This is a genomic window from Halopelagius inordinatus (genome assembly GCF_900113245.1).
Classification (GTDB): domain Archaea; phylum Halobacteriota; class Halobacteria; order Halobacteriales; family Haloferacaceae; genus Halopelagius; species Halopelagius inordinatus.
The window spans coordinates 213793-230814 of record NZ_FOOQ01000001.1; the positions used below are offsets into that span (position 1 = coordinate 213793).

At 65.4% G+C, this 17022-nt stretch carries 19 protein-coding genes and 1 tRNA gene; 11 read left to right on the top strand and 9 right to left on the bottom strand.

Translation table 11 applies throughout. The features are described from left to right. The first annotated feature begins 56 nt into the window (after window positions 1-56). Window positions 57-980 (top strand): phosphatase PAP2 family protein, encoded by a 924-nt coding sequence (locus BM167_RS01190; RefSeq protein WP_245781287.1) that lies wholly within the window; start codon window positions 57-59, stop codon window positions 978-980. A 33-nt stretch (window positions 981-1013) separates the two neighbouring features. Here the strand turns inward: BM167_RS01190 and glnA are convergent, their stop codons facing one another. Then, complete coding sequence (glnA, locus tag BM167_RS01195) at window positions 1014-2393, bottom strand: type I glutamate--ammonia ligase (protein ID WP_092887581.1); 1380 nt, start codon at window positions 2391-2393, stop codon at window positions 1014-1016. 127 nt (window positions 2394-2520) lie between these two features. Here glnA and lrp point away from each other — a divergent pair, with 127 nt between their 5' ends. Further along, entirely contained in the window at window positions 2521-2988 is a 468-nt protein-coding gene (lrp, locus tag BM167_RS01200; protein WP_092887584.1) for an HTH-type transcriptional regulator Lrp, read from the top strand. A gap of 45 nt (window positions 2989-3033) precedes the next feature. On the opposite strand, the gene BM167_RS18275 is transcribed toward lrp, so the two are convergent. After that, window positions 3034-3186: a hypothetical protein gene (locus BM167_RS18275; RefSeq protein ID WP_177213257.1), complete on the bottom strand. Its 153-nt coding sequence runs from the start codon at window positions 3184-3186 to the stop codon at window positions 3034-3036. A 164-nt stretch (window positions 3187-3350) separates the two neighbouring features. Then, a complete protein-coding gene (locus tag BM167_RS01205) occupies window positions 3351-4433 on the bottom strand; it encodes an aminopeptidase (RefSeq protein WP_092887587.1) in 1083 nt (360 codons plus the stop codon). 160 nt (window positions 4434-4593) lie between these two features. On the opposite strand from BM167_RS01205, the gene BM167_RS01210 reads away from it, so the two are divergent. Continuing rightward, a complete protein-coding gene (locus BM167_RS01210) occupies window positions 4594-5127 on the top strand; it encodes a DoxX family protein (RefSeq protein WP_092887590.1) in 534 nt (177 codons plus the stop codon). An 82-nt stretch (window positions 5128-5209) separates the two neighbouring features. After that, entirely contained in the window at window positions 5210-6244 is a 1035-nt protein-coding gene (locus BM167_RS01215) for a threonine aldolase family protein (RefSeq protein WP_092887593.1), read from the top strand. 1 nt (window position 6245) lies between these two features. Here the strand turns inward: BM167_RS01215 and BM167_RS01220 are convergent, their stop codons facing one another. After that, on the bottom strand, window positions 6246-7187 hold the full coding sequence (locus BM167_RS01220; protein WP_092887596.1) for a cation diffusion facilitator family transporter: 942 nt from the start codon (window positions 7185-7187) through the stop codon (window positions 6246-6248). Window positions 7188-7274: 87 nt separating this feature from the next. On the opposite strand from BM167_RS01220, the gene BM167_RS01225 reads away from it, so the two are divergent. Next, entirely contained in the window at window positions 7275-7796 is a 522-nt protein-coding gene (locus BM167_RS01225; RefSeq protein ID WP_092887599.1) for a metallophosphoesterase, read from the top strand. Window positions 7797-8107: 311 nt separating this feature from the next. Here BM167_RS01225 and BM167_RS01230 read toward each other — a convergent pair whose 3' ends face one another. Continuing rightward, entirely contained in the window at window positions 8108-9022 is a 915-nt protein-coding gene (locus BM167_RS01230; protein WP_092887602.1) for an ArsR/SmtB family transcription factor, read from the bottom strand. 104 nt (window positions 9023-9126) lie between these two features. On the opposite strand from BM167_RS01230, the gene BM167_RS01235 reads away from it, so the two are divergent. Together BM167_RS01235 and BM167_RS01240 are read left to right on the top strand one after the other, a co-directional pair. Next, window positions 9127-9306: a DUF7859 family protein gene (locus tag BM167_RS01235; protein ID WP_092887605.1), complete on the top strand. Its 180-nt coding sequence runs from the start codon at window positions 9127-9129 to the stop codon at window positions 9304-9306. 8 nt (window positions 9307-9314) lie between these two features. Beyond that, window positions 9315-10508 carry an inorganic phosphate transporter gene (locus BM167_RS01240; protein ID WP_092887608.1) on the top strand — a complete coding sequence of 398 codons (1194 nt, stop codon included), beginning with the start codon at window positions 9315-9317 and terminating at the stop codon, window positions 10506-10508. A gap of 28 nt (window positions 10509-10536) precedes the next feature. Here BM167_RS01240 and BM167_RS01245 read toward each other — a convergent pair whose 3' ends face one another. Continuing rightward, on the bottom strand, window positions 10537-11967 hold the full coding sequence (locus BM167_RS01245; protein WP_092887611.1) for a hemolysin family protein: 1431 nt from the start codon (window positions 11965-11967) through the stop codon (window positions 10537-10539). 145 nt (window positions 11968-12112) lie between these two features. Here BM167_RS01245 and BM167_RS01250 point away from each other — a divergent pair, with 145 nt between their 5' ends. Genes BM167_RS01250 through BM167_RS01260 form a run of 3 tightly spaced genes read left to right on the top strand, consistent with a single transcriptional unit; the run spans window position 12113 to window position 13599 of the window. Further along, entirely contained in the window at window positions 12113-12382 is a 270-nt protein-coding gene (locus BM167_RS01250; RefSeq protein ID WP_092887614.1) for a glutathione S-transferase N-terminal domain-containing protein, read from the top strand. Beyond that, on the top strand, window positions 12382-12891 hold the full coding sequence (locus BM167_RS01255; RefSeq protein ID WP_092887617.1) for a redoxin domain-containing protein: 510 nt from the start codon (window positions 12382-12384) through the stop codon (window positions 12889-12891). The genes BM167_RS01250 and BM167_RS01255 overlap by 1 nt, the downstream gene beginning before the upstream one ends. A 48-nt stretch (window positions 12892-12939) precedes the next feature. Then, window positions 12940-13599, top strand: coding sequence for an L-threonylcarbamoyladenylate synthase (locus BM167_RS01260; protein WP_092887620.1), 660 nt, complete (start codon window positions 12940-12942; stop codon window positions 13597-13599). A 7-nt stretch (window positions 13600-13606) separates the two neighbouring features. Here BM167_RS01260 and BM167_RS01265 read toward each other — a convergent pair whose 3' ends face one another. After that, complete coding sequence (locus BM167_RS01265) at window positions 13607-14281, bottom strand: CRISPR-associated protein Cas4 (RefSeq protein WP_092887623.1); 675 nt, start codon at window positions 14279-14281, stop codon at window positions 13607-13609. 18 nt (window positions 14282-14299) lie between these two features. Between BM167_RS01265 and BM167_RS01270 the strand changes: the two genes are divergently transcribed. Next, window positions 14300-14599 (top strand): PIN domain-containing protein, encoded by a 300-nt coding sequence (locus tag BM167_RS01270; RefSeq protein ID WP_092887626.1) that lies wholly within the window; start codon window positions 14300-14302, stop codon window positions 14597-14599. A gap of 420 nt (window positions 14600-15019) precedes the next feature. On the opposite strand, the gene BM167_RS01275 is transcribed toward BM167_RS01270, so the two are convergent. Further along, a tRNA-Pro gene (locus tag BM167_RS01275) sits at window positions 15020-15092 on the bottom strand. Between the two features lie 66 nt (window positions 15093-15158). After that, window positions 15159-17012, bottom strand: a complete 1854-nt coding sequence (locus BM167_RS01280; RefSeq protein ID WP_092887629.1) for an SLC13 family permease — start codon at window positions 17010-17012, stop codon at window positions 15159-15161. Window positions 17013-17022 lie beyond the last annotated feature (10 nt).

Consider the following 17022-nt stretch of genomic DNA (forward strand, 5'->3'; position numbering starts at 1 on the left):
CGGACTGACGACGTTCTCCGGGACGCATATGTTCCTCGACCGACCACTGTAGAGCGATGATTCGGACCCCTCCCTCGCAGGCTCCCTTCGGCGCGTCGCTTCCGGTCGCCGCGCGCGGCGTCGGCGAACTGGAGTTCGCGCGTTCGCTCCCGGAGGGACTCGTCTCGGCGTTCGGCCTCGTGACCGCCCTCGGAAACGCGTGGCTCTGTCTCGCGGCCGTCACCCTCGCGTACGTCGTCGGCGCGCGCTCGGGCCTCTCCCGGCGGGGAGCGGCGTTCGCGCTCGCACTCGGACTCGGTGCGCTCGGTCTCACGCTCGGGCTGAAACACGCCTTTGCGCTGCCCCGTCCGCCGCTCTCCGCCGAAGAGGGGTTCGGATTCCCGAGCGGTCACGCGCTCGGAACGACCGTATTCTGGGGCGGCGTCGTGCTCTTGACGCGGTACGGGACGCGACGGCGCAGACTCTCGGTCGCCGCCGCGGTGGTTCTTCTCGTCTCCGCTTCGCGCGTCGTCCTCGGCGTTCACTACCTCGTAGACGTCGTTGCGGGCGTCGGTGTCGGCGTCGCCTTCCTCGCGGCGATGACCCGCCTGTCGGAGCGACACGGCGAGGGTCAGACGGAGCCGTTTTTCGACCCGACGCGGTCGGCGGTGACGGTCGCCTTCGTCGTTGCGTTCGCTCTCGTCGCCGCCGCCCTCTCCGTCGCCCCGGCCGAGAGCGAACTCCTCCTCGGGGCGGGGACGGCCGCCGGCGCGGCGGCGGCGTGGCACTCTCTCGGTCACCGCGCGGACGCGACGGATTTGCGGCGTTCGTCCTCGCCCGTGGTCGTCTGCGGCGTCGGCGTTCCGCTGGCTCTCGGGTCGATGGTCGCCGTCGCGGAACTGTCGTCCGCCGCGGGCTTCGTCGTCGCCGTCGGCGCAGTCGGCGGTGCCGGACTCCTCGCACTGCCGTTTACGGTCGCTCGGCTCTCGATGCGGCGGTAAAGAGAAGACAGAGAGGAGATCGACTCCGACCGCTCAGAACGTCTCGAGGTAGCGGTCGAGTTCCCAGTCGCTGACGTCGACGCGGAACTCGTCGTACTCTTGGGTCTTCGCTTCGACGAACTTCTCGTAGACGTGTTCGCCGAGTGCGTCTTGGACGACTTCGTCCTCTTGTAGCGCGTCGAGTGCCTCGCCGAGGTTCGACGGTAGCGTCTCGATGCCGTACTCTTCGCGCTTCTGTTCGTCGAACTCGTAGATGTTCTCGCGCACCGGGTCGTCCGCTTCGAGGCCGCGTTCGATGCCGTCGAGGCCGGCGTGAATCAACGCGGCGAACGCGAGGTACGGGTTACAGGAGGGGTCGGGGAAGCGAGCCTCGATTCGGCTGGCGGCCGGGACGCGCGCGGCCGGCTTGCGGATGAGCGCAGAGCGGTTGCGGTCGGACCACGCGACGTAGACGGGAGCCTCGTAGCCGGGGACGAGACGTTTGTAGGAGTTCACCGTCGGGTTCGAGACGGCGGTGATGGCGGGCGCGTGGTCGAGGATGCCCGCGAGGAACTGCTTTGCCGTCTCCGAGAGGTCGAACTCGTCGTCGCCGTCGTGGAACGCGTTCTCGCCGTCCTCGGTGAAAAGAGAGAGATGCGTGTGCATGCCGGAGCCGTTGATCTTCGAGATGGGTTTCGGCATGAACGTCGCGTGCAGGTCGTGTTGCGCGGCGATGGCGCGCACGACGGTGCGGAACGTTCCGACGTTGTCGGCCGTCGTGAGGGCGTCGTCGTACTCGAAGTTGATTTCGTGTTGGCCCTCGGCGACTTCGTGGTGGCTGGCCTCTATCTCGAAGTCCATGTTCTCGAGGCCGTAGATGATGTCGCGGCGGACGTCCGAGGCGAGGTCCTTCGGCGCGAGGTCGAAGTAGCCGCCGACGTCGTTCGTCTTCGTCGTCGCGCGACCCTCTTCGTCCTCCTCGAACAGGAAGAACTCGGGTTCGGGCGCGGCGTTTATCTCGTAGCCCATCTCCTCGGCGCGCGCGATGGCCTGCTTGAGGATGTACCGCGGGTCACCCTCGAACGGTTCGCCCGTGGACGTGTTGATGACGTCGCAGATGAGGCGCGCGGACCGCCCGTCGCGCCACGGGAGGACGGCGAACGTCTCGGGGTCGGGCTTGAGACGCATGTCGGACTCTTGGATGCGCACGAAGCCCTCGATGCTCGACCCGTCGAAGTAGATGCCCTCGGTGAACGCCTTCTCGGCCTGCGTGGCCGGGACGGCGACGTTTTTCACCGTTCCGAGGATGTCGGTGAACTGAAGGCGGAGGAAGTCGACGTCGTTCTCTTCTATCTCGTCGATTACGTCCTGGGCCGCAGAACTCAACCCGCCGTCGGGCGCTACCTCGTCGTTTGTGGTGTTTTCGTCCGTCATGTTCCTGGACACTCTGAGTCGTGTACTTCCCGTATAAAGACGTTATCGCTTACCGCAATTCCCCCGTCCCGGTGATAGAATTGGATATTCGTAAAATTCTAATGCCCCGGACGAGTGGGTCGGTGTAATGACGTACGAAAACCTCGATGCGAAACTCATCAATGCACTGCTCGGCGACGGCCGCGCGAGTCTCCGAAGCCTCGCCGAGGAACTGGACGTCTCGGTTACCACCGTCTCGAATCACCTCCGCGACCTCGAAGACGAGGGCGTCATAGAGGGGTACACCCCCCGGGTGAACTACGACGCACTCGGTTACGACGTCACCGCGGTCATCCAACTCAAAGTCGAGGGAAGCGCGCTTCCCGACATCACCGACCGTCTCCGAGAGCAAAAACAGATGGTCTCGGTGTACGAGGTCACGGGCGATTACGACGTCATCGCCATCGGGAAGTTCCGCGACACCGACGGCATGAACCGGCAGATAAAGGAACTGCTGACCGACGTGGATATCCGCGAATCCAACACCAGCGTCGTCCTCAACGCCGTCGTGGAGAACCAGCAGTTCGACCTCGACTTGGACGTCGACCAAGCGTAATTTTCCCGTCCCCCACTTTTTCTGAGCCGAGACCGAACGACCCGCCTAGACCAGTCGCTCGGTGACGTTCTCCATGTCGGTCCGACAGTACGGACACCGATAGCGCGTGTCGAACCCGGTCGATTGGGTCACCGTCTTGGCTTCTAGTTCGTGCATCCCCACGTCCCGTCCGCACCCCGTACAGTTCACCTTCGGCATATGAGTCTGTTTTTCTGATACATCCAAATAAATGGTTTGGACCGCTCGGATAGCCGAAGAAGGGCGTCTCAATTCGGTACGCCGTCTCGTCTCCGCTCTACCGAGGCGTTAGTGTGTTCAGTTTGAAACGTCGGCGTCTCGGCGTTCGGCACCGCACCAGACTCTCAGAAGTCGTCTTCGAACACGAACGTCCCGTCGCGTTGGACGACTTCGCCGTCCACCTCGATGACCGAGTCTTCGGACATGTCCACTATCATGTCGACGTGGTCCGCGCTCTCGTTGACTTCGTTCTCCTCGCCGACACACTCCTCGTACGCCGCGCCGACGGCCATGTGGACGGTGTCGCCCATCTTCTCGTCGAACAGCATGTTGTACGTGAACCGGTCGATGGCGCGGTTCATGCCGATGCCGAGTTCGCCGAGGTAGCGCGCGCCCTCGTCCGTCTCGAAGACGCCGTCGAGAACCTCCTCGTTGCGTGCGGCGCTGTACGATTCGACGCGTCCGTCCTCGAACCGGACGCGGACGTCCTCTATCTCCCGCCCCTGCCGGTAGAGCGGCATATCGAAGTGCACTTCGCCCTCGACTGACTCTCTGACGGGCGCGGTGAACACCTCGCCGCCGGGCAGGTTCTTCTCGCCGTAGTCGTTGAGCGTCGAGTTGCCCGCGATGCTCATCGTCACGTCCGTCTCCTCGCCGGACTTGATTCGCACCTCGTCGGCGTCGTCGAGGATATCGACCATCTGCGATTGGTGTTCGCGCTGGGCGTCCCAGTCGAGACTGACGGCGTCCCAGACGAAGTTCTCGTAGCCGTCGGTGCTCATCCCCGCCAACTGCGCGCTTCCGGAGGCGGGGAACTGCGTGAGACACCACCGCTTCGACAGCCGTTCCCTGAGGGCGGGTTGTAGCGCCCGCCGGTACGCGGCGTTCGTCTCGGGGTCTACGTCCGACTGCTCCGTCGCGTTCACGTCTCCGCGGACGGCGATGTACGCGTCCATCTCCTCGTAGAGGGCGAGTAGGTGACCCGGCGTCTCGAACTCCTCCTCGCGGTTCTTCAGGACGGCGCGAGTGGCGCGGGAACTGCTGTTGAGATAGACGGGGTTCGCGCCGCGTTCCGCGCACGCCTCGTGGAGAGCGACGGCCAACTCCTCGGCGACGGCGGGGGCGCTTATCACTACGTCGTCGCCGGACTGGACGTCGGCGGAGTGGTCCGCGATGATCTGTGCGTGTTCGCGTATGCGCGGGTCCATGTCATCTCTCACTCTCGTCGCGTTCAAACCCCTTTCGCACCGCCGACGCTCCGCACCGTCGCCCGCGTAACGCTCTCGAACGACGGTTCCGAGAATCCGAGAATCGCTACCCGTTTATAACTTCATCCCGGCCAGACCTGTAGATGTGAGGTGAGGAACGATGGCCACTACACAACACACCGACGCGGGAATCGACCTCTCGAACGCCCTCGACTTCGAACTCGGTGGAACGCTCGCGGGCTACTGGACCGCCGTACTTCGCATCGTCGTCGGGTACTGGTTCCTCCACTCCGGCGTGGGCAAACTCATGGCGCCCGAGGCGTTCGACGCCTCGGGGTGGATGCTCAACGCCACCGCGAGTCCCATCCACGGCTTTCTGGTGTGGGCCGCCCAGACGCCGTGGCTCCTCGAATTCACGAACGTCATGGTCCCCATCGGTGAGGCGCTCATCGGTCTGGGATTGGTCGTGGGCGCACTCGTCCGGTTAGCCTCGTTCTTCGGGGCGTTCCTGATGGTATTCTTCTACCTCGGGAACGCGGACTGGGCGCACGGACTGGTCAACGGCGACCTGATGGGGCTACTGCTGTTCGTGACTCTCGGCGTCCTCGGCGCGGGCCGCGTCCTCGGCCTCGACGCCCTCCTCGAACAGACCCGCTTCGGGAAGACCCGACTCGCGAAGTACCTCCTCGGCTGAGGACGTGCTTCGACTGACCACCCGAAGCGCCCGAACCGCCGCGACCACCGGCTATTTCCTCGCCCGTTCGAATTGGTGAGCTATGCCCATCGACCTTCGAAGCGACACGGTGACGCTGCCGAGCGACGAGATGCGGGCGGCGGCCCGCGACGCACCCGTCGGCGACGACGTCTACGGCGGCGACCCGACGGTGAACGAACTGGAATCGCGGGCCGCGGACGCCGTCGCCACGGAAGACGCTCTCTACGTCCCCTCCGGGACGATGGGGAACCAGATTGCCGCGCGCGTCCACACCGACCGCGGACAGGAGATTCTCGTAGAGCGGGAGTCTCACGTCTATCGGTGGGAACTCGGCGGTCTGGCGCAACTGTCGAGTCTGCAGGTCCGAACGTTCGAGGCGGGCGAGAGAGCGGTTCCGACGCCCGAACAGGTACGAGACGGCTACGTCGAAGAGAGTCTCCACCGGCCGGGGACGGGGCTCGTCTCCCTCGAAAACACGCACAACGCCCGCGGCGGCGTCGCCGTCCCGCCAGAAGATATCGACGCCGCGGCCGAGGCGGCCCACGAACTCGGCGTCCCCGTCCACCTCGACGGCGCGCGCGTGTTCAACGCCTGCGTCGCCCTCGACGTCGAACCCGCACGGATGGTTCGTGAGGTGGACTCCGTGATGTTCTGTCTCTCGAAGGGTCTCGGCGCGCCCGTCGGGTCGGTGCTCGCGGGCAGCGAGGAGTTCGTCGCGGAGGCCCGCCGCGTCAGGAAACTGCTCGGCGGCGGGATGCGACAGGCCGGTATCGTCGCCGCGCCCGGCCTCCTCGCTCTCGACAACGTCGAACGACTCGCCGAGGACCACGAGAACGCCCGGCGTCTCGCCGCCGGAGTGAACGATATCGAGGGACTCTCCGCGCCGACGCCGGACACCAACATCGTCCAAGTCTCCACGGACGAGACCGGACCGACCGCAGACGAGTTCGTCGCCGCCTGCGAGGAACGCGGCGTTCTCGGCGGCGCGCACGGCGAGTATCTGACGCGCTTCTGTACGAATCTCGACGTGAGTCGCGCGGACGTAGAGGAGGCGGTAGACGGGATCCGAGAGGCGGCGAACGCGACGAACGCCTGAACTACAGTTCCGGTTCGATGAAGACGTAGTTGACTCGGTCGTCTTCGGCCTTCAACTTCTCTTCTATCTCCGTTATGTCGGTCTCTAAGTCGCCGGTGACGAGTTCGGGGTCGAAGCTCACGTCCATGGTGACGAGGACGTCCTGCGGGCCGACGAAGACGGTGCTGAACGCGTCGATTTCGACGACGCCGGGGTGGTCGCGCACGATCCGTCGGAGGTCAGCTTCGTCCTCTTTGTGCAGGCTCTCGCCGAGGATGAGCCGTTTGTTCTCCCACGCCAGCGCGACGGCGAAGCCCATGAGGAGGATGCCGATTATCACCGCGCCCATCGCGTCGAAGATGTGGTTCCCGGTCAGTTGCGTGAGGGTGATGCCGACGAGTGCGATTATCGCCCCGCCGAGTGCGATTGCGTCTTCGGTGTACGCCGTCAGCGTCGTCACGTCGCTGGTCTTCCTGAACGCGTCGCGGAGGCCGTTCCACTCGTACTCGCGTATCTGCCGGTTGAGTTCGTCGGACGCCTTCTTGAACGCGTACGTCTCGAACCCGATGGCCCCGAGGAGGACGACGACGTTCACGTACCACGCGGGGAACTCCATTCCGGCGAACGCGACGGGGGGGACGGTTCCGTGTCCGCCGTGGACGACGGCGTCGTAGCCGTGTTTCAGCGACTCCCACCCGGCGATGCCGAACAGAAGCACCGAGACGAGAAACGAGTAGAAGAACTGGGCTTTCCCGTAGCCGAACGGATGCGTCCGGTCGGCTTTCTGGTCGCTGTACTTGATGCCGACGAGGAGAAACACCTGATTCCCCGTGTCGGAGATGGAGTGGTACGTCTCGGACAGCATCGACGGACTCCCCGTGAGAACGAAGCCGCCGAACTTCAACACCGCGATGGCGCCGTTGGCGATGAGCGCAGCGATTACGACGCCCGTACTTCCTGCCATAGTTTCTTCCTCTCCCGTCCGTAATAAGAGGGTTTTCCCCGCCGCGGGTCGCAAGGTTCCTCACGCTCGTCCACGTAGCCCGATTCGATGCTCGTCGTGGTCTCCGACACGCACAGTACGGACTCGCACCGCCTCTCCGGACGCACCGCAGACGCCGTCCGAGAGGCCGACGTCGTCGCCCACTCGGGCGATTTCATGCGCGAACCGGTTCTCGACGACTTCGTCGCCGAGACGGACCGGTTCTTCGGCGTCTTCGGCAACAACGACGACACGGCCATCCGAGAACGCCTGCCCGAGGCCCGGACGTTCGCGTACGGCGGTCTCACGTTCGCGATGACTCACACCCGCCGCGGCGGTCAGACGGCGCTTTCGCTGTTCGGGCGGGAACGCGGCGCGGACGTGGTTCTGTTCGGACACAGTCACCGGCCGACGTTCGACGCCACCGGCGAGGTGACGCTTCTGAACCCGGGAAGCCACGCCCAACCGCGCGGCCACCGGGCGGCGCACGCGGAACTCGAGGCTCTCTCCGACGGCGGCGTCCGCGGCCGACTCGTCGAGGTGGGCGGCGGCGCGTTCGAGACATTCACGATACCGCCGACTGACGGCTAGTCGCGCGGAGAAAACGTGCCGTAGGGCAGGGCACGTGCGGCCAGGGGGGTGCCGCAGAGATGCGCAGGTCGCACGAACCGTCCTCGGGCGACGCGGTTCGGGGAATGGCAGAACGGCGTCGCGTCGCGGGCGACGGGGATGCGGGCGAAGACAGGGGGTCTGCGCCCGCGCCGCCGGTGGGGGGGAACCGGCACCCGTCGACACCGAGGACGACTGTTCGGGTACGGTGGAGGGCCGAAGCGCCGTGTGACCTGGCAGTACCATCTACCGTCCGGTGTCGGATATACACTCCGTAGAGTGAAACAACCGTTTTAGCTACGAAGCCACCAGTACGCGCCCACGGCGAGAACGGCCGCGAGACCGCCGAGAAAGAAGAGTTCCCCCGGTGACAGCGACGCGACGGCGGTTCCGAGCGTCGTCAACGGGTCGCTCGCCGTCCCGCCCGACTCGGCGACGGCGCGCGTCGTCTGTTCCAGTTCCGGCGCGGGCGTCGGCGTCGAATGCGGCGTCTGCGTCGGCGCGGCGGTGGCGACTTCGGTCGGTTTCGGGGTTGCTTCGGCCGTCTCCCGCACCGTTCGGGCCGCCTCCGTCCGCGTCTCTTCGGGCGTCTCCGTCGCCTCCGCGATGTGGAACCCGCCGTCTCCCTCCGTCGCGGTTCCCGCCGACGCGTCGGTGGCCGTCTCAGTCCGCGTCGCCGCCCCCGAATCTCCGGCCGATGTTTCGGTGTCTCCCGCTGTTTCCAGACCGTCGCTTCCGCCCTCTCCCAGACCGACCGACTGCGAGACGCCGCCGTACCGCGCGAGTCGGTCCACGACGACGCTCCCGACTGCAACGACGCCGAGACCGCCGAGCAGTTGCGAGAGCGCCGTCTGCAGTCCCGAGGTGTCGTCTTCCTGTCCGGCGACGACGACGAGGGCGCGGTCCGCGGGCGCGTAGACGGTCATCTCTCGCCCCTTCTCGGAGTAGGCCGTCCCCGCCTCCTCGACGAGGCCGGTGTCGCCCAACTTTCCGAGGTGGTACTGGGCGTTCTGAATCGACGTGTCGGCTCGGTCCGCCACCTCAGACGGCGTCGCCGGTTCCTCGTGGAGTTCGGCGAGAATCGACCGCGCGGTGTCCGACGATATCGCAGACAGCAGGTCTTCGGCGTCTTCGCTGTCGATACCCACCACGCGAGGCTCTTTGTCCTCGTCGGACAGGTCCGGTCTGGAGGGGAGAATATCAGCCATCTGGACCGTTCGTCTCTATCATCTATTATGAATTTTCTCTCTTTCGGTGGCGGCGGCGAGACGACGGCGAAACGGCTATACCTCTCCCCCGGAAAGCCCCGGCCATGTTCGCCCGTCCGCTACAGGGTCTGGTCGATGGGTTCCTCGATTTCGTCGCGGGGAACCCCGTCTTCGTCGGACTGGTCGTGGTCCTTCTCGCTTTCATCTTCTTCATGTACCTCTTCGTCCGCCGCACGCTGACCGGGCTTCGTGATGGCTTCGACGAGGGATACCGGGGGAAGTAACCCGCCGCATGGTCGCTACAGGAATCCTCGTAACGCTCGTCGTCGCGGCGGTGGCCAGTCTGTTCATGGCGTGGGCCATCGGTGCCGGTTCTTCGGGGTCTACGCCCTTCGCGCCCGCCGTCGGCGCGAACGCCATCTCCATCATGCGCGCCGGGTTCCTCGTCGGCATCCTCGGGTTCGCCGGCGCGGTGTTGCAGGGCGCAAACGTCACGGAAGCGGTCGGAAACGAACTCGTCGTCGGGTCCGTTCTCACCGCCACCGCGTCTATCGTCGCTCTCCTCACCGCCGCCGCACTCGTGGCTGTCGGCGTCTTCACGGGGTACCCCATCGCGACGGCGTTCACCGTCACCGGCGCAGTCGTCGGCGTCGGATTGGCGAACGGCGGCGCGCCCGCGTGGTCGAAGTACCAGGTCATCCTGTCGCTTTGGGTTCTGACCCCGTTCGTCGGCGGCGGTATCGCGTACGGTACCGCGCGCCTCCTCCGAAGCGAGTCGGTGTCGGAACGGATAGCCGTCCCCGTGTTGGCGGGTATCGTCGGCTTTCTCGTGGCCAACATCCAGTTTGCGCTTCTCGGCCCCGCGGAGGCGGGCGGGATGTCGCTCGCGGGGTACGCCGCGAGTTTCCTCCCGACGGTCACCGTCGGCGGCGTCGACGCGGGAACTATCGCCATCGCACTCGCGTTCGCCGCTCTCACCGCATCGGCCGTCTCGTTCGACATGCGGGACCCCGCGGCGGGTCAGCGCCACTTCCTGCTCGTCCTCGGCGGACTCGTCGCCTTCTCTGCGGGCGGGAGTCAAGTCGGACTCGCCATCGGACCGCTCGTTCCCCTCTTGGACGCTGTAACCGTTCCGCTCGTCGTCGTCCTCGCAGGCGGGGGGGTCGGACTCCTCGCCGGGTCGTGGACCGGCGCGCCGCGGATGATAAAGGCGCTCTCGCAGGACTACTCCTCGCTCGGTCCGCGGCGCTCTATCGCGGCGATGATACCCTCGTTCGCTATCGCCCAAGCGGCCGTCGCTCTCGGCGTTCCCGTCTCGTTCAACGAGATAATCGTCAGCGCCATCATCGGAAGCGGGTACGCCGCGGGCGGAAGCGGAGTCAGTCGCGAGAAGATGTTCAAGACGGCGCTGGCGTGGGTCGGATCGCTCGTCCTCGCGTTCGGTCTCAGTTACGGCGTGTTCCTCGGTGTCGACTCGCTACTGTGAGGTGACCGCGAGAGCGGTCCGGACCGAACTACGGTTCGCTCTCTAGCTCCTGTTCTTCTTCTGGCTCCGAAACCTCCTCTTTGGTGATTCGGGCCTTCATGATGCGGGTGTTGTCCACCTGCTCTATGCGGATGGTGATGTTGTCGTACGTTATCTCCTCGCCCTCCTCGACCAGGCGACCCGCCCGGTTGAAGATGAACCCCGCGAGCGTCTCGAACTCCTCGCCCTCCGGTAAGTCGAGTTCGAGCACTTCGTTCACCTCGTCGATGTTGACCTCGCCGCGGACGAACGTCGTCTGGTCGTCGAGGAACTCGAACGGCTCCTCCTCGTCGCCTTCGAGGATGTCGCCGACGATCTCTTCGACCATGTCTTCGAGGGTGATGAGCCCCTCCGTGGTCCCGAACTCGTCGATGACGATGACCATCTGCAGCCGGTTGTCCTGAATCTCCGTCAGCAGCTCGTCGACGTTCTTCGACTCGGGGACGTGAAGCGTCGGTTGGACGATGTCCACGAGTTCGCCGTCGCCCTCGCCGTAGAACTGCTCGCGGACCATGTCTCGGATGTTGACGATGCCGATGATGTTGTCGAGGTTGCCGTCGTAGACGGGGACTCGTTCGTGGTCGGCCTGCACACACGTCTCGATTGCCTCGTCGATTGTCGCGTCTTTCGAGACGGCGTTCATGTCGAGACGCGGCGTCATCACCTCCTTTGCGATAGTCGAGTTAAAGCGGAAGATGCGGTCGAGCATCTCGCGTTCCTCCTCCTCTATGACGCCCTCGCGTTCGCCTGTCTCGATGAGACCCTGAATCTCGTCGCGGGTGATGTAGGAGGTTTCGATGGCCGACCGACCGCCCGTCACCTTGTTTATCGCGCGGGTGAGGTAGTCGAAGAAGACGACGAGCGGAAGGAGGACGTACTCGGAGTACTTCAGGGGGCGCGCGATGCGGAGCGCCCACGATTCGGTGTTCTCGACGGCGTAGGATTTGGGCGCGCTCTCGCCGAACAGCAACACGAGCGTCGTGATGCCGAACGTCGAAATCAACACCGCCGTGCCGGCGTCGAAGTAGATGCCGACGAGGGCAGTCGCGATGGACGACATCGCGATGTTGACGATGTTGTTTCCGACGAGGATGGTGACCAAAAGCCGGTGCGGGTTCGATTTGAGGTGTTGAACCGTCTCCGCGCCCGGCAACTCCTCTTCGACGAGGGAGTCGATTCGGTGTTTCGCGAGCGAGAACATCGCTATCTCCGAAGAGGAGAAAAACGCCGACAGACCGATGAGAACGGCGATGACGACCGTACCGGCGATGGTAACGGTCGTGTCGTTAACGGGGACGGACTGCAGCACCGATGCTGTAGTCGACTCGAACCCGACGAGAGACTCGGCGTCGGGCGTACTCGCACCACCGGGGATGCTACCCCTGACGGCGGTGTATGTGAATAGCGGCGACAAACCCATGCAACTACGTTCCTTTGTCCGGCCCCGGAATTAAGAGTTACTGTCACTGTGACTCACGGGCGTTCGATTCTTCGGAGTCTCGCGGTTCACGGCGTAGATTCCCGCGAGCGAAGGTATTAGGGACGCGTCGTCCCTACGGACGCCCATGACCGGCGACGACCCGGAGATTACGCTGTATCGCCTGCAGGCGTGTCCCTACTGCGAGCGGGTAGTCCGCGTCCTGCAGGAACTCGACCTTCCGTACGAGTCGCGGTTCGTCGAACCGATGCACTCCGACCGAAACGCCGTAAAGCGCATCTCGGGAAAGCGGACCGTCCCCGCGATAATCGACGAGGACACCGGCGTGACGATGTCCGAGTCGGCGAACATCGTCGAGTACCTCGAAAAGACCTACGGCGACGGAGGGGCGGCCTGATGCCGGACTTCGAAGTCGTCGAACTCCCCGACTCGGACGCGCCCGCCGTCGGCGACGACGCCCCGGATTTCACGCGCCCGTTGGTGAACGACGAGTACTGGCAGGACGCGTCGCTCTCGGAACTCACGGAGGAGGGGCCCGTCCTTCTCGTGTTCCACCCCGCGGACGGCGCGTTCCCCTCGACGTACGTCTGGAACGAACTCCGCGACAGGGGAGTGCCCGAACGCCTGACCACCGTCGGCGTCTCCATCTCGTCGCCGTACGAGCACAAGACGTTCTTGGAGCGACGCGACGTGGACGCGCGTCTCTTTTCGGACCCCGGCGCCGGCGTCGCCGAACGGTGGGGCATCGAAAACGAGTTAGACGGCATGGCCGGCGTCACCGAACACCGTCCCTCCGTGTTCCTCGTCGACGAGGACCGAACCGTGCGGTACTCGTGGGTGGCCGCGGAGTGGCCGGACTTCCCCGACTACGACGACATCGAAGACGCCGTGGCGGAACACGCCTGACCGCTTCGGCACGCTTTTTCTCGCTCGCCGCCTCCTCTCCGACGACCAATGTCGCCTACGGACGACACCGACCTCGACGAGTCTCTCTCCGACGCCGCGGACGCCCTCAGAAACGGGGAAATCGTCGTCTACCCGACGGAGACAGTGTACGGTCTCGGCGCGGACGCGACCGACGCGGCGGCCGTCGAACGCGTCTACGAGGCCAAGCGCCGCCCCCGCGAGAAACCGCTCTCGATGGCCGTCCCCGACGTGGACGCCGCGCTCAGATACGTCTCGGTGACGCCGTTCGAGGAGCGATTCATGCGGGCGTTTCTCCCCGGCCCGGTCACCGTCGTCGTCGAACGCGGCGACGACCTACCGGACGAACTGACGGCGGGCGGTGACCGCGTCGGCGTCCGCGTCCCGGACCACGCCGTGGCCCTCGAACTCCTCGCCCGCGCCGCGCCGACGCCGGTGACGGCGACGAGTGCGAACGTAAGCGGCGAACCGAGCGTCACCCGTCCCGAGGAGTTGGACGACGAACTCCGGGCGGCCGTCGGCGCAGTCGTGGATATCGGCGACATCGGCCCGGGCGAGGGGTCCGAGACGGACGGCGCCGCACTCTCGAGTACGGTCGTAGACCCCGGGCGCGGCGTACTCCACCGGCGCGGCGCGATGGCCGACGAGGTGGCGGCGTGGCTCGACGACCACGCGGACGAACGGCCGTAACGGAGGGTTACAGGCCGAGGAGCGTCTTCAACGACCGCGTCTTCGTCCCGCACCGGGTTCGGTAGGCGCACTCGCGACATTTCTTCTCGTTCTCGACACGCGACGGGACGCCCTCGGTCGAACGGACGGTCCACAGCGTCCGGCGGTACGCGCCCTTGTTTCGGGTCGTCAGTCGGACCGTCCGCACGACGCCGTGGGCGGGGTACTCCACGAGAGCGCGCGGAATCTCGCGCTCTCGCTCCCACGCCAACGCCTTCGCCGCCGCCACCGCGCGGACGCGTTGCGGCTTCCAAACGCCGTTCTCCGGCGGCGTCCCCGGCGAAACGACCGTCGGAGTCGGCGGGCCGCCATCGAATTCGAGCACCTTGTGCGCGACGCCGTGGCAGTCTCGCCCCGAGAGGAAGGCGTCCGTCGCCGTCGGGTCGGCCAGTTCCGACCAGTCGTCGCGGTCGGTCAGCGTCCGCAGATTCCGGTGGTAGGTGCCGGGCGGCACGTCGATGGGGAGGGAGGCGAGTTCGTCCGTCCGCGCCTCCCGGAGTTCGCGGTACCGAAACGCGAGTTCGCGAACCGCCTCGACTTCCTCGGGCGGTTCGTGGTCGTCGTACTTCTCGGCGTAGTACAACTGCCGCGGACAGTACGCCGCGCGGGCGAGATGCGAGAACGGAATCGACTCGGGTGGCACGCCGGGTGTGGGCGCGGTATGGGATATGAAGGTACGGGCGGTCGCTCGTGGGACTCGACGGGTGAACACGGCATCGGGACCGGTGTCGCTGACGACGCCGAAGAGCGAGAGATTCGCCGCGGTATCGACAGACTGCCGTTCGTCCCGATGGACGCCGACATATCGAAGCGGACCGGACGACTGCTCGGTGAGTCCGGAGGCGCACGACGGAAGAGAGACGCCGCAATCGCCGCGACCGCCGAATTCGAGGACGAACCCGTTCTGACGCGTAACGTCGACGACTTCGAGCAGTTCGGCGTTTCGGTCGAAACGTACTGAGAGACGCCTCACTCGCCGAGTCTCGGAAAATCATGGGACCGCCCGGATTGTGAACCGTGCCGAGACCTCACTTCGTTCGGTCTCGTCGGGTTCAAATCCGCGATGCCCCCACACACCGCGAACTCGCGGGCCTCGCACGCGCTACGCGGTGCTCGGCGGGGAAGTGCGCGTAGAAGTGGGACCGCCCGGATTGTGAACCTCACTCGCTCACTAACGTTCGCTCGCTGGTTCAAACCGGCCGCTGTTCATTTCTGGCTCCTCACGTGCGTTCGTCGCACAGAAATGGGACCGCCCGGATTGTGAACCGTGCCGAGACCTCACTCCGTTCGGTCTCGTCGGGTTCAAATCACGGGGTAGACCCACGCAGTACCGAGACGCGTCGCTCGGACACGAAGGTCCTCGCTGGGTCTCGGAAAATCATGGGACCGCCCGGATTTGAACCGGGGTCACGGGCACCCAAGGCCCGAAGTATACCAGGCTAACCCACGGTCCCGCGTACTGTTCTCTGTCTGTCCGCGTGTAAAGCGTTTCGTTCGTCCGAACCGGACGAGAGGAAGTGTCACAGCCCCCAGATGGCGGCGATACCCACCGTCGTCACGACGGCGAAGATGAGTTGTAAGGGGCCGCCGACGCGGAGGTAGTCGGTGAACTTGTAGCCGCCGGGACCGTAGACGAACAGGTTGGTCTGGTAGCCGACGGGCGTCATGAACGCCGTCGAGGCGGCGAACGTCACCGCGAGGATGAACGCAAACGCGTTCGACCCGAGCGTCTGTGCCGTCTCCACGGCGACGGGAATCATGAGGACGACGCTCGCGTTGTTCGAGACGAGGTTCGTCAACAGGGCGGTGACGACGTAGAACACCGCGAGGACGCCCACCATCGGAAGCACGTCGCCGGTCCGAACGACGAACTCGGCGAGAAGTCCCGCCGCGCCCGACGTCTCCATCGCGATGCCGAGGGGGATGACGCCCGCGAGTAAGAAGACGATGTCCCACTGCACCGCGTCGTACAGTTCCGTGGGGCGGAGACACCGCGTCGCGACCATCGCCAACGCGCCCGCGAGCGCCGAGACGACGATGGGGAGGATATCGAGTGCGGCGACGGCGACGACGGCGGCGACGATTCCCACCGCGACGGGAATCTTCTCCTCGCGGTAGTCGCTGCGCTCTATCTCTTGGGCGACGATGAAGTTCCGGTTGACGTCGAGGCGTTCGATGCTGCTCGTCGTCGCCTGCACGAGGAGGGTGTCGCCGACGCGAAGCGGGATGTTGTCCATCCGCCGTCGGATGATGTCGCCGCCCCGGCGGATGGCGAGGACGGTGGCGTCGTACCGTTGCCGGAACCCCGCGGAGACGAGCGATTCGCCGACCAGAAACGACCCCGGCGCGACGACGACTTCGACGAGGTTCTGCCCCGCCTCGCCCGCTTCGAGTTCCTCTTCGTCTACGGTCACGTTGGGGACGAGGTCCATCCCTTCTACGTCGAGCAGTTCCACGAGCGTATCGCGGTCGGTCCGAAGCGCGAACACGTCGCCCGGATGTATCTCCTTGGGACCGAGCGGTTCGAGGAACACCTCGCCCTCGCGGACGAGTTGGATGAGGTCGACGTCGAACTCCGTCTCGACGAGCGCCCTCTGGACCTGTTGGCCGACCAGCGGCGAGTCCTCGCGGACGACGACTTCGGTGAGGTAGTCGGCCATCTCGAACTCCTCCGTCAGGTCGACGCGGGGTTTGATTCGCTCGGGGGTGAGCCACTGACCCACCGTTAGCAGGTACGCCGCGCCGACGACGGAGACGAGTGCGCCGAGGGCGGTGAACTCGAACATCGAGAACGTCCGCCCGATGAGGCGACCCGACAGTTCCGACGCGAGGATGTTCGTCGAGGTGCCGATGAGCGTGAGCATCCCGCCGAACATCGAGGCGTAAGAGAGCGGAAGCAGCAGTTTCGACGGCGACGTGCCGCCGCGTTCCGCCAGGTCGGTCACCATCGGCATGAGGATGGCGACGGCGGCGGTGTTGTTGATGAAGCCGGATATCGGCCCGACGATGCCGATGGTCGCGCCCAACTGCCGCAGGAGGCTGTCTTCGGTGAACGGGGATATCTTCGCGCTGATCAACTGGATGACGCCCGTTCGTTGCACCCCATCGCTCAGGACGAACATCGCGAGGACGGTGAGCGTCGCGGTGCTGGAAAAGCCCGAGAGCGCGTCCGCCGGATAGTTCTCGAAGAGGACGATGGGCTCTGCGAGGACGCCGACGCCGACGAAAATCGCCGACAGCGGTTGCGTCAGCATGAGCGCCATCATCACGCCGATGGCGGTGATATCGACGGGGACGGGTTCCCGCACGAAAAAGACGAGAGCGACGAGGACGATCGCGAAGACGACGAGTACGCCCGGAGCTATCGCTGCCACGTGAGTCTCG

Coding starts and splice junctions, on each gene's coding strand:
- BM167_RS01190 (WP_245781287.1), top strand. CDS start 57: ATGATTCGGACCCCTCCCTCGCAGGCTCCCTTCGGCGCGTCGCTTCCG.
- glnA (WP_092887581.1), bottom strand. CDS start 2,393: ATGACGGACGAAAACACCACAAACGACGAGGTAGCGCCCGACGGCGGG.
- lrp (WP_092887584.1), top strand. CDS start 2,521: ATGACGTACGAAAACCTCGATGCGAAACTCATCAATGCACTGCTCGGC.
- BM167_RS18275 (WP_177213257.1), bottom strand. CDS start 3,186: ATGCCGAAGGTGAACTGTACGGGGTGCGGACGGGACGTGGGGATGCAC.
- BM167_RS01205 (WP_092887587.1), bottom strand. CDS start 4,433: ATGGACCCGCGCATACGCGAACACGCACAGATCATCGCGGACCACTCC.
- BM167_RS01210 (WP_092887590.1), top strand. CDS start 4,594: ATGGCCACTACACAACACACCGACGCGGGAATCGACCTCTCGAACGCC.
- BM167_RS01215 (WP_092887593.1), top strand. CDS start 5,210: ATGCCCATCGACCTTCGAAGCGACACGGTGACGCTGCCGAGCGACGAG.
- BM167_RS01220 (WP_092887596.1), bottom strand. CDS start 7,187: ATGGCAGGAAGTACGGGCGTCGTAATCGCTGCGCTCATCGCCAACGGC.
- BM167_RS01225 (WP_092887599.1), top strand. CDS start 7,275: ATGCTCGTCGTGGTCTCCGACACGCACAGTACGGACTCGCACCGCCTC.
- BM167_RS01230 (WP_092887602.1), bottom strand. CDS start 9,022: ATGGCTGATATTCTCCCCTCCAGACCGGACCTGTCCGACGAGGACAAA.
- BM167_RS01235 (WP_092887605.1), top strand. CDS start 9,127: ATGTTCGCCCGTCCGCTACAGGGTCTGGTCGATGGGTTCCTCGATTTC.
- BM167_RS01240 (WP_092887608.1), top strand. CDS start 9,315: ATGGTCGCTACAGGAATCCTCGTAACGCTCGTCGTCGCGGCGGTGGCC.
- BM167_RS01245 (WP_092887611.1), bottom strand. CDS start 11,967: ATGGGTTTGTCGCCGCTATTCACATACACCGCCGTCAGGGGTAGCATC.
- BM167_RS01250 (WP_092887614.1), top strand. CDS start 12,113: ATGACCGGCGACGACCCGGAGATTACGCTGTATCGCCTGCAGGCGTGT.
- BM167_RS01255 (WP_092887617.1), top strand. CDS start 12,382: ATGCCGGACTTCGAAGTCGTCGAACTCCCCGACTCGGACGCGCCCGCC.
- BM167_RS01260 (WP_092887620.1), top strand. CDS start 12,940: ATGTCGCCTACGGACGACACCGACCTCGACGAGTCTCTCTCCGACGCC.
- BM167_RS01270 (WP_092887626.1), top strand. CDS start 14,300: ATGGGATATGAAGGTACGGGCGGTCGCTCGTGGGACTCGACGGGTGAA.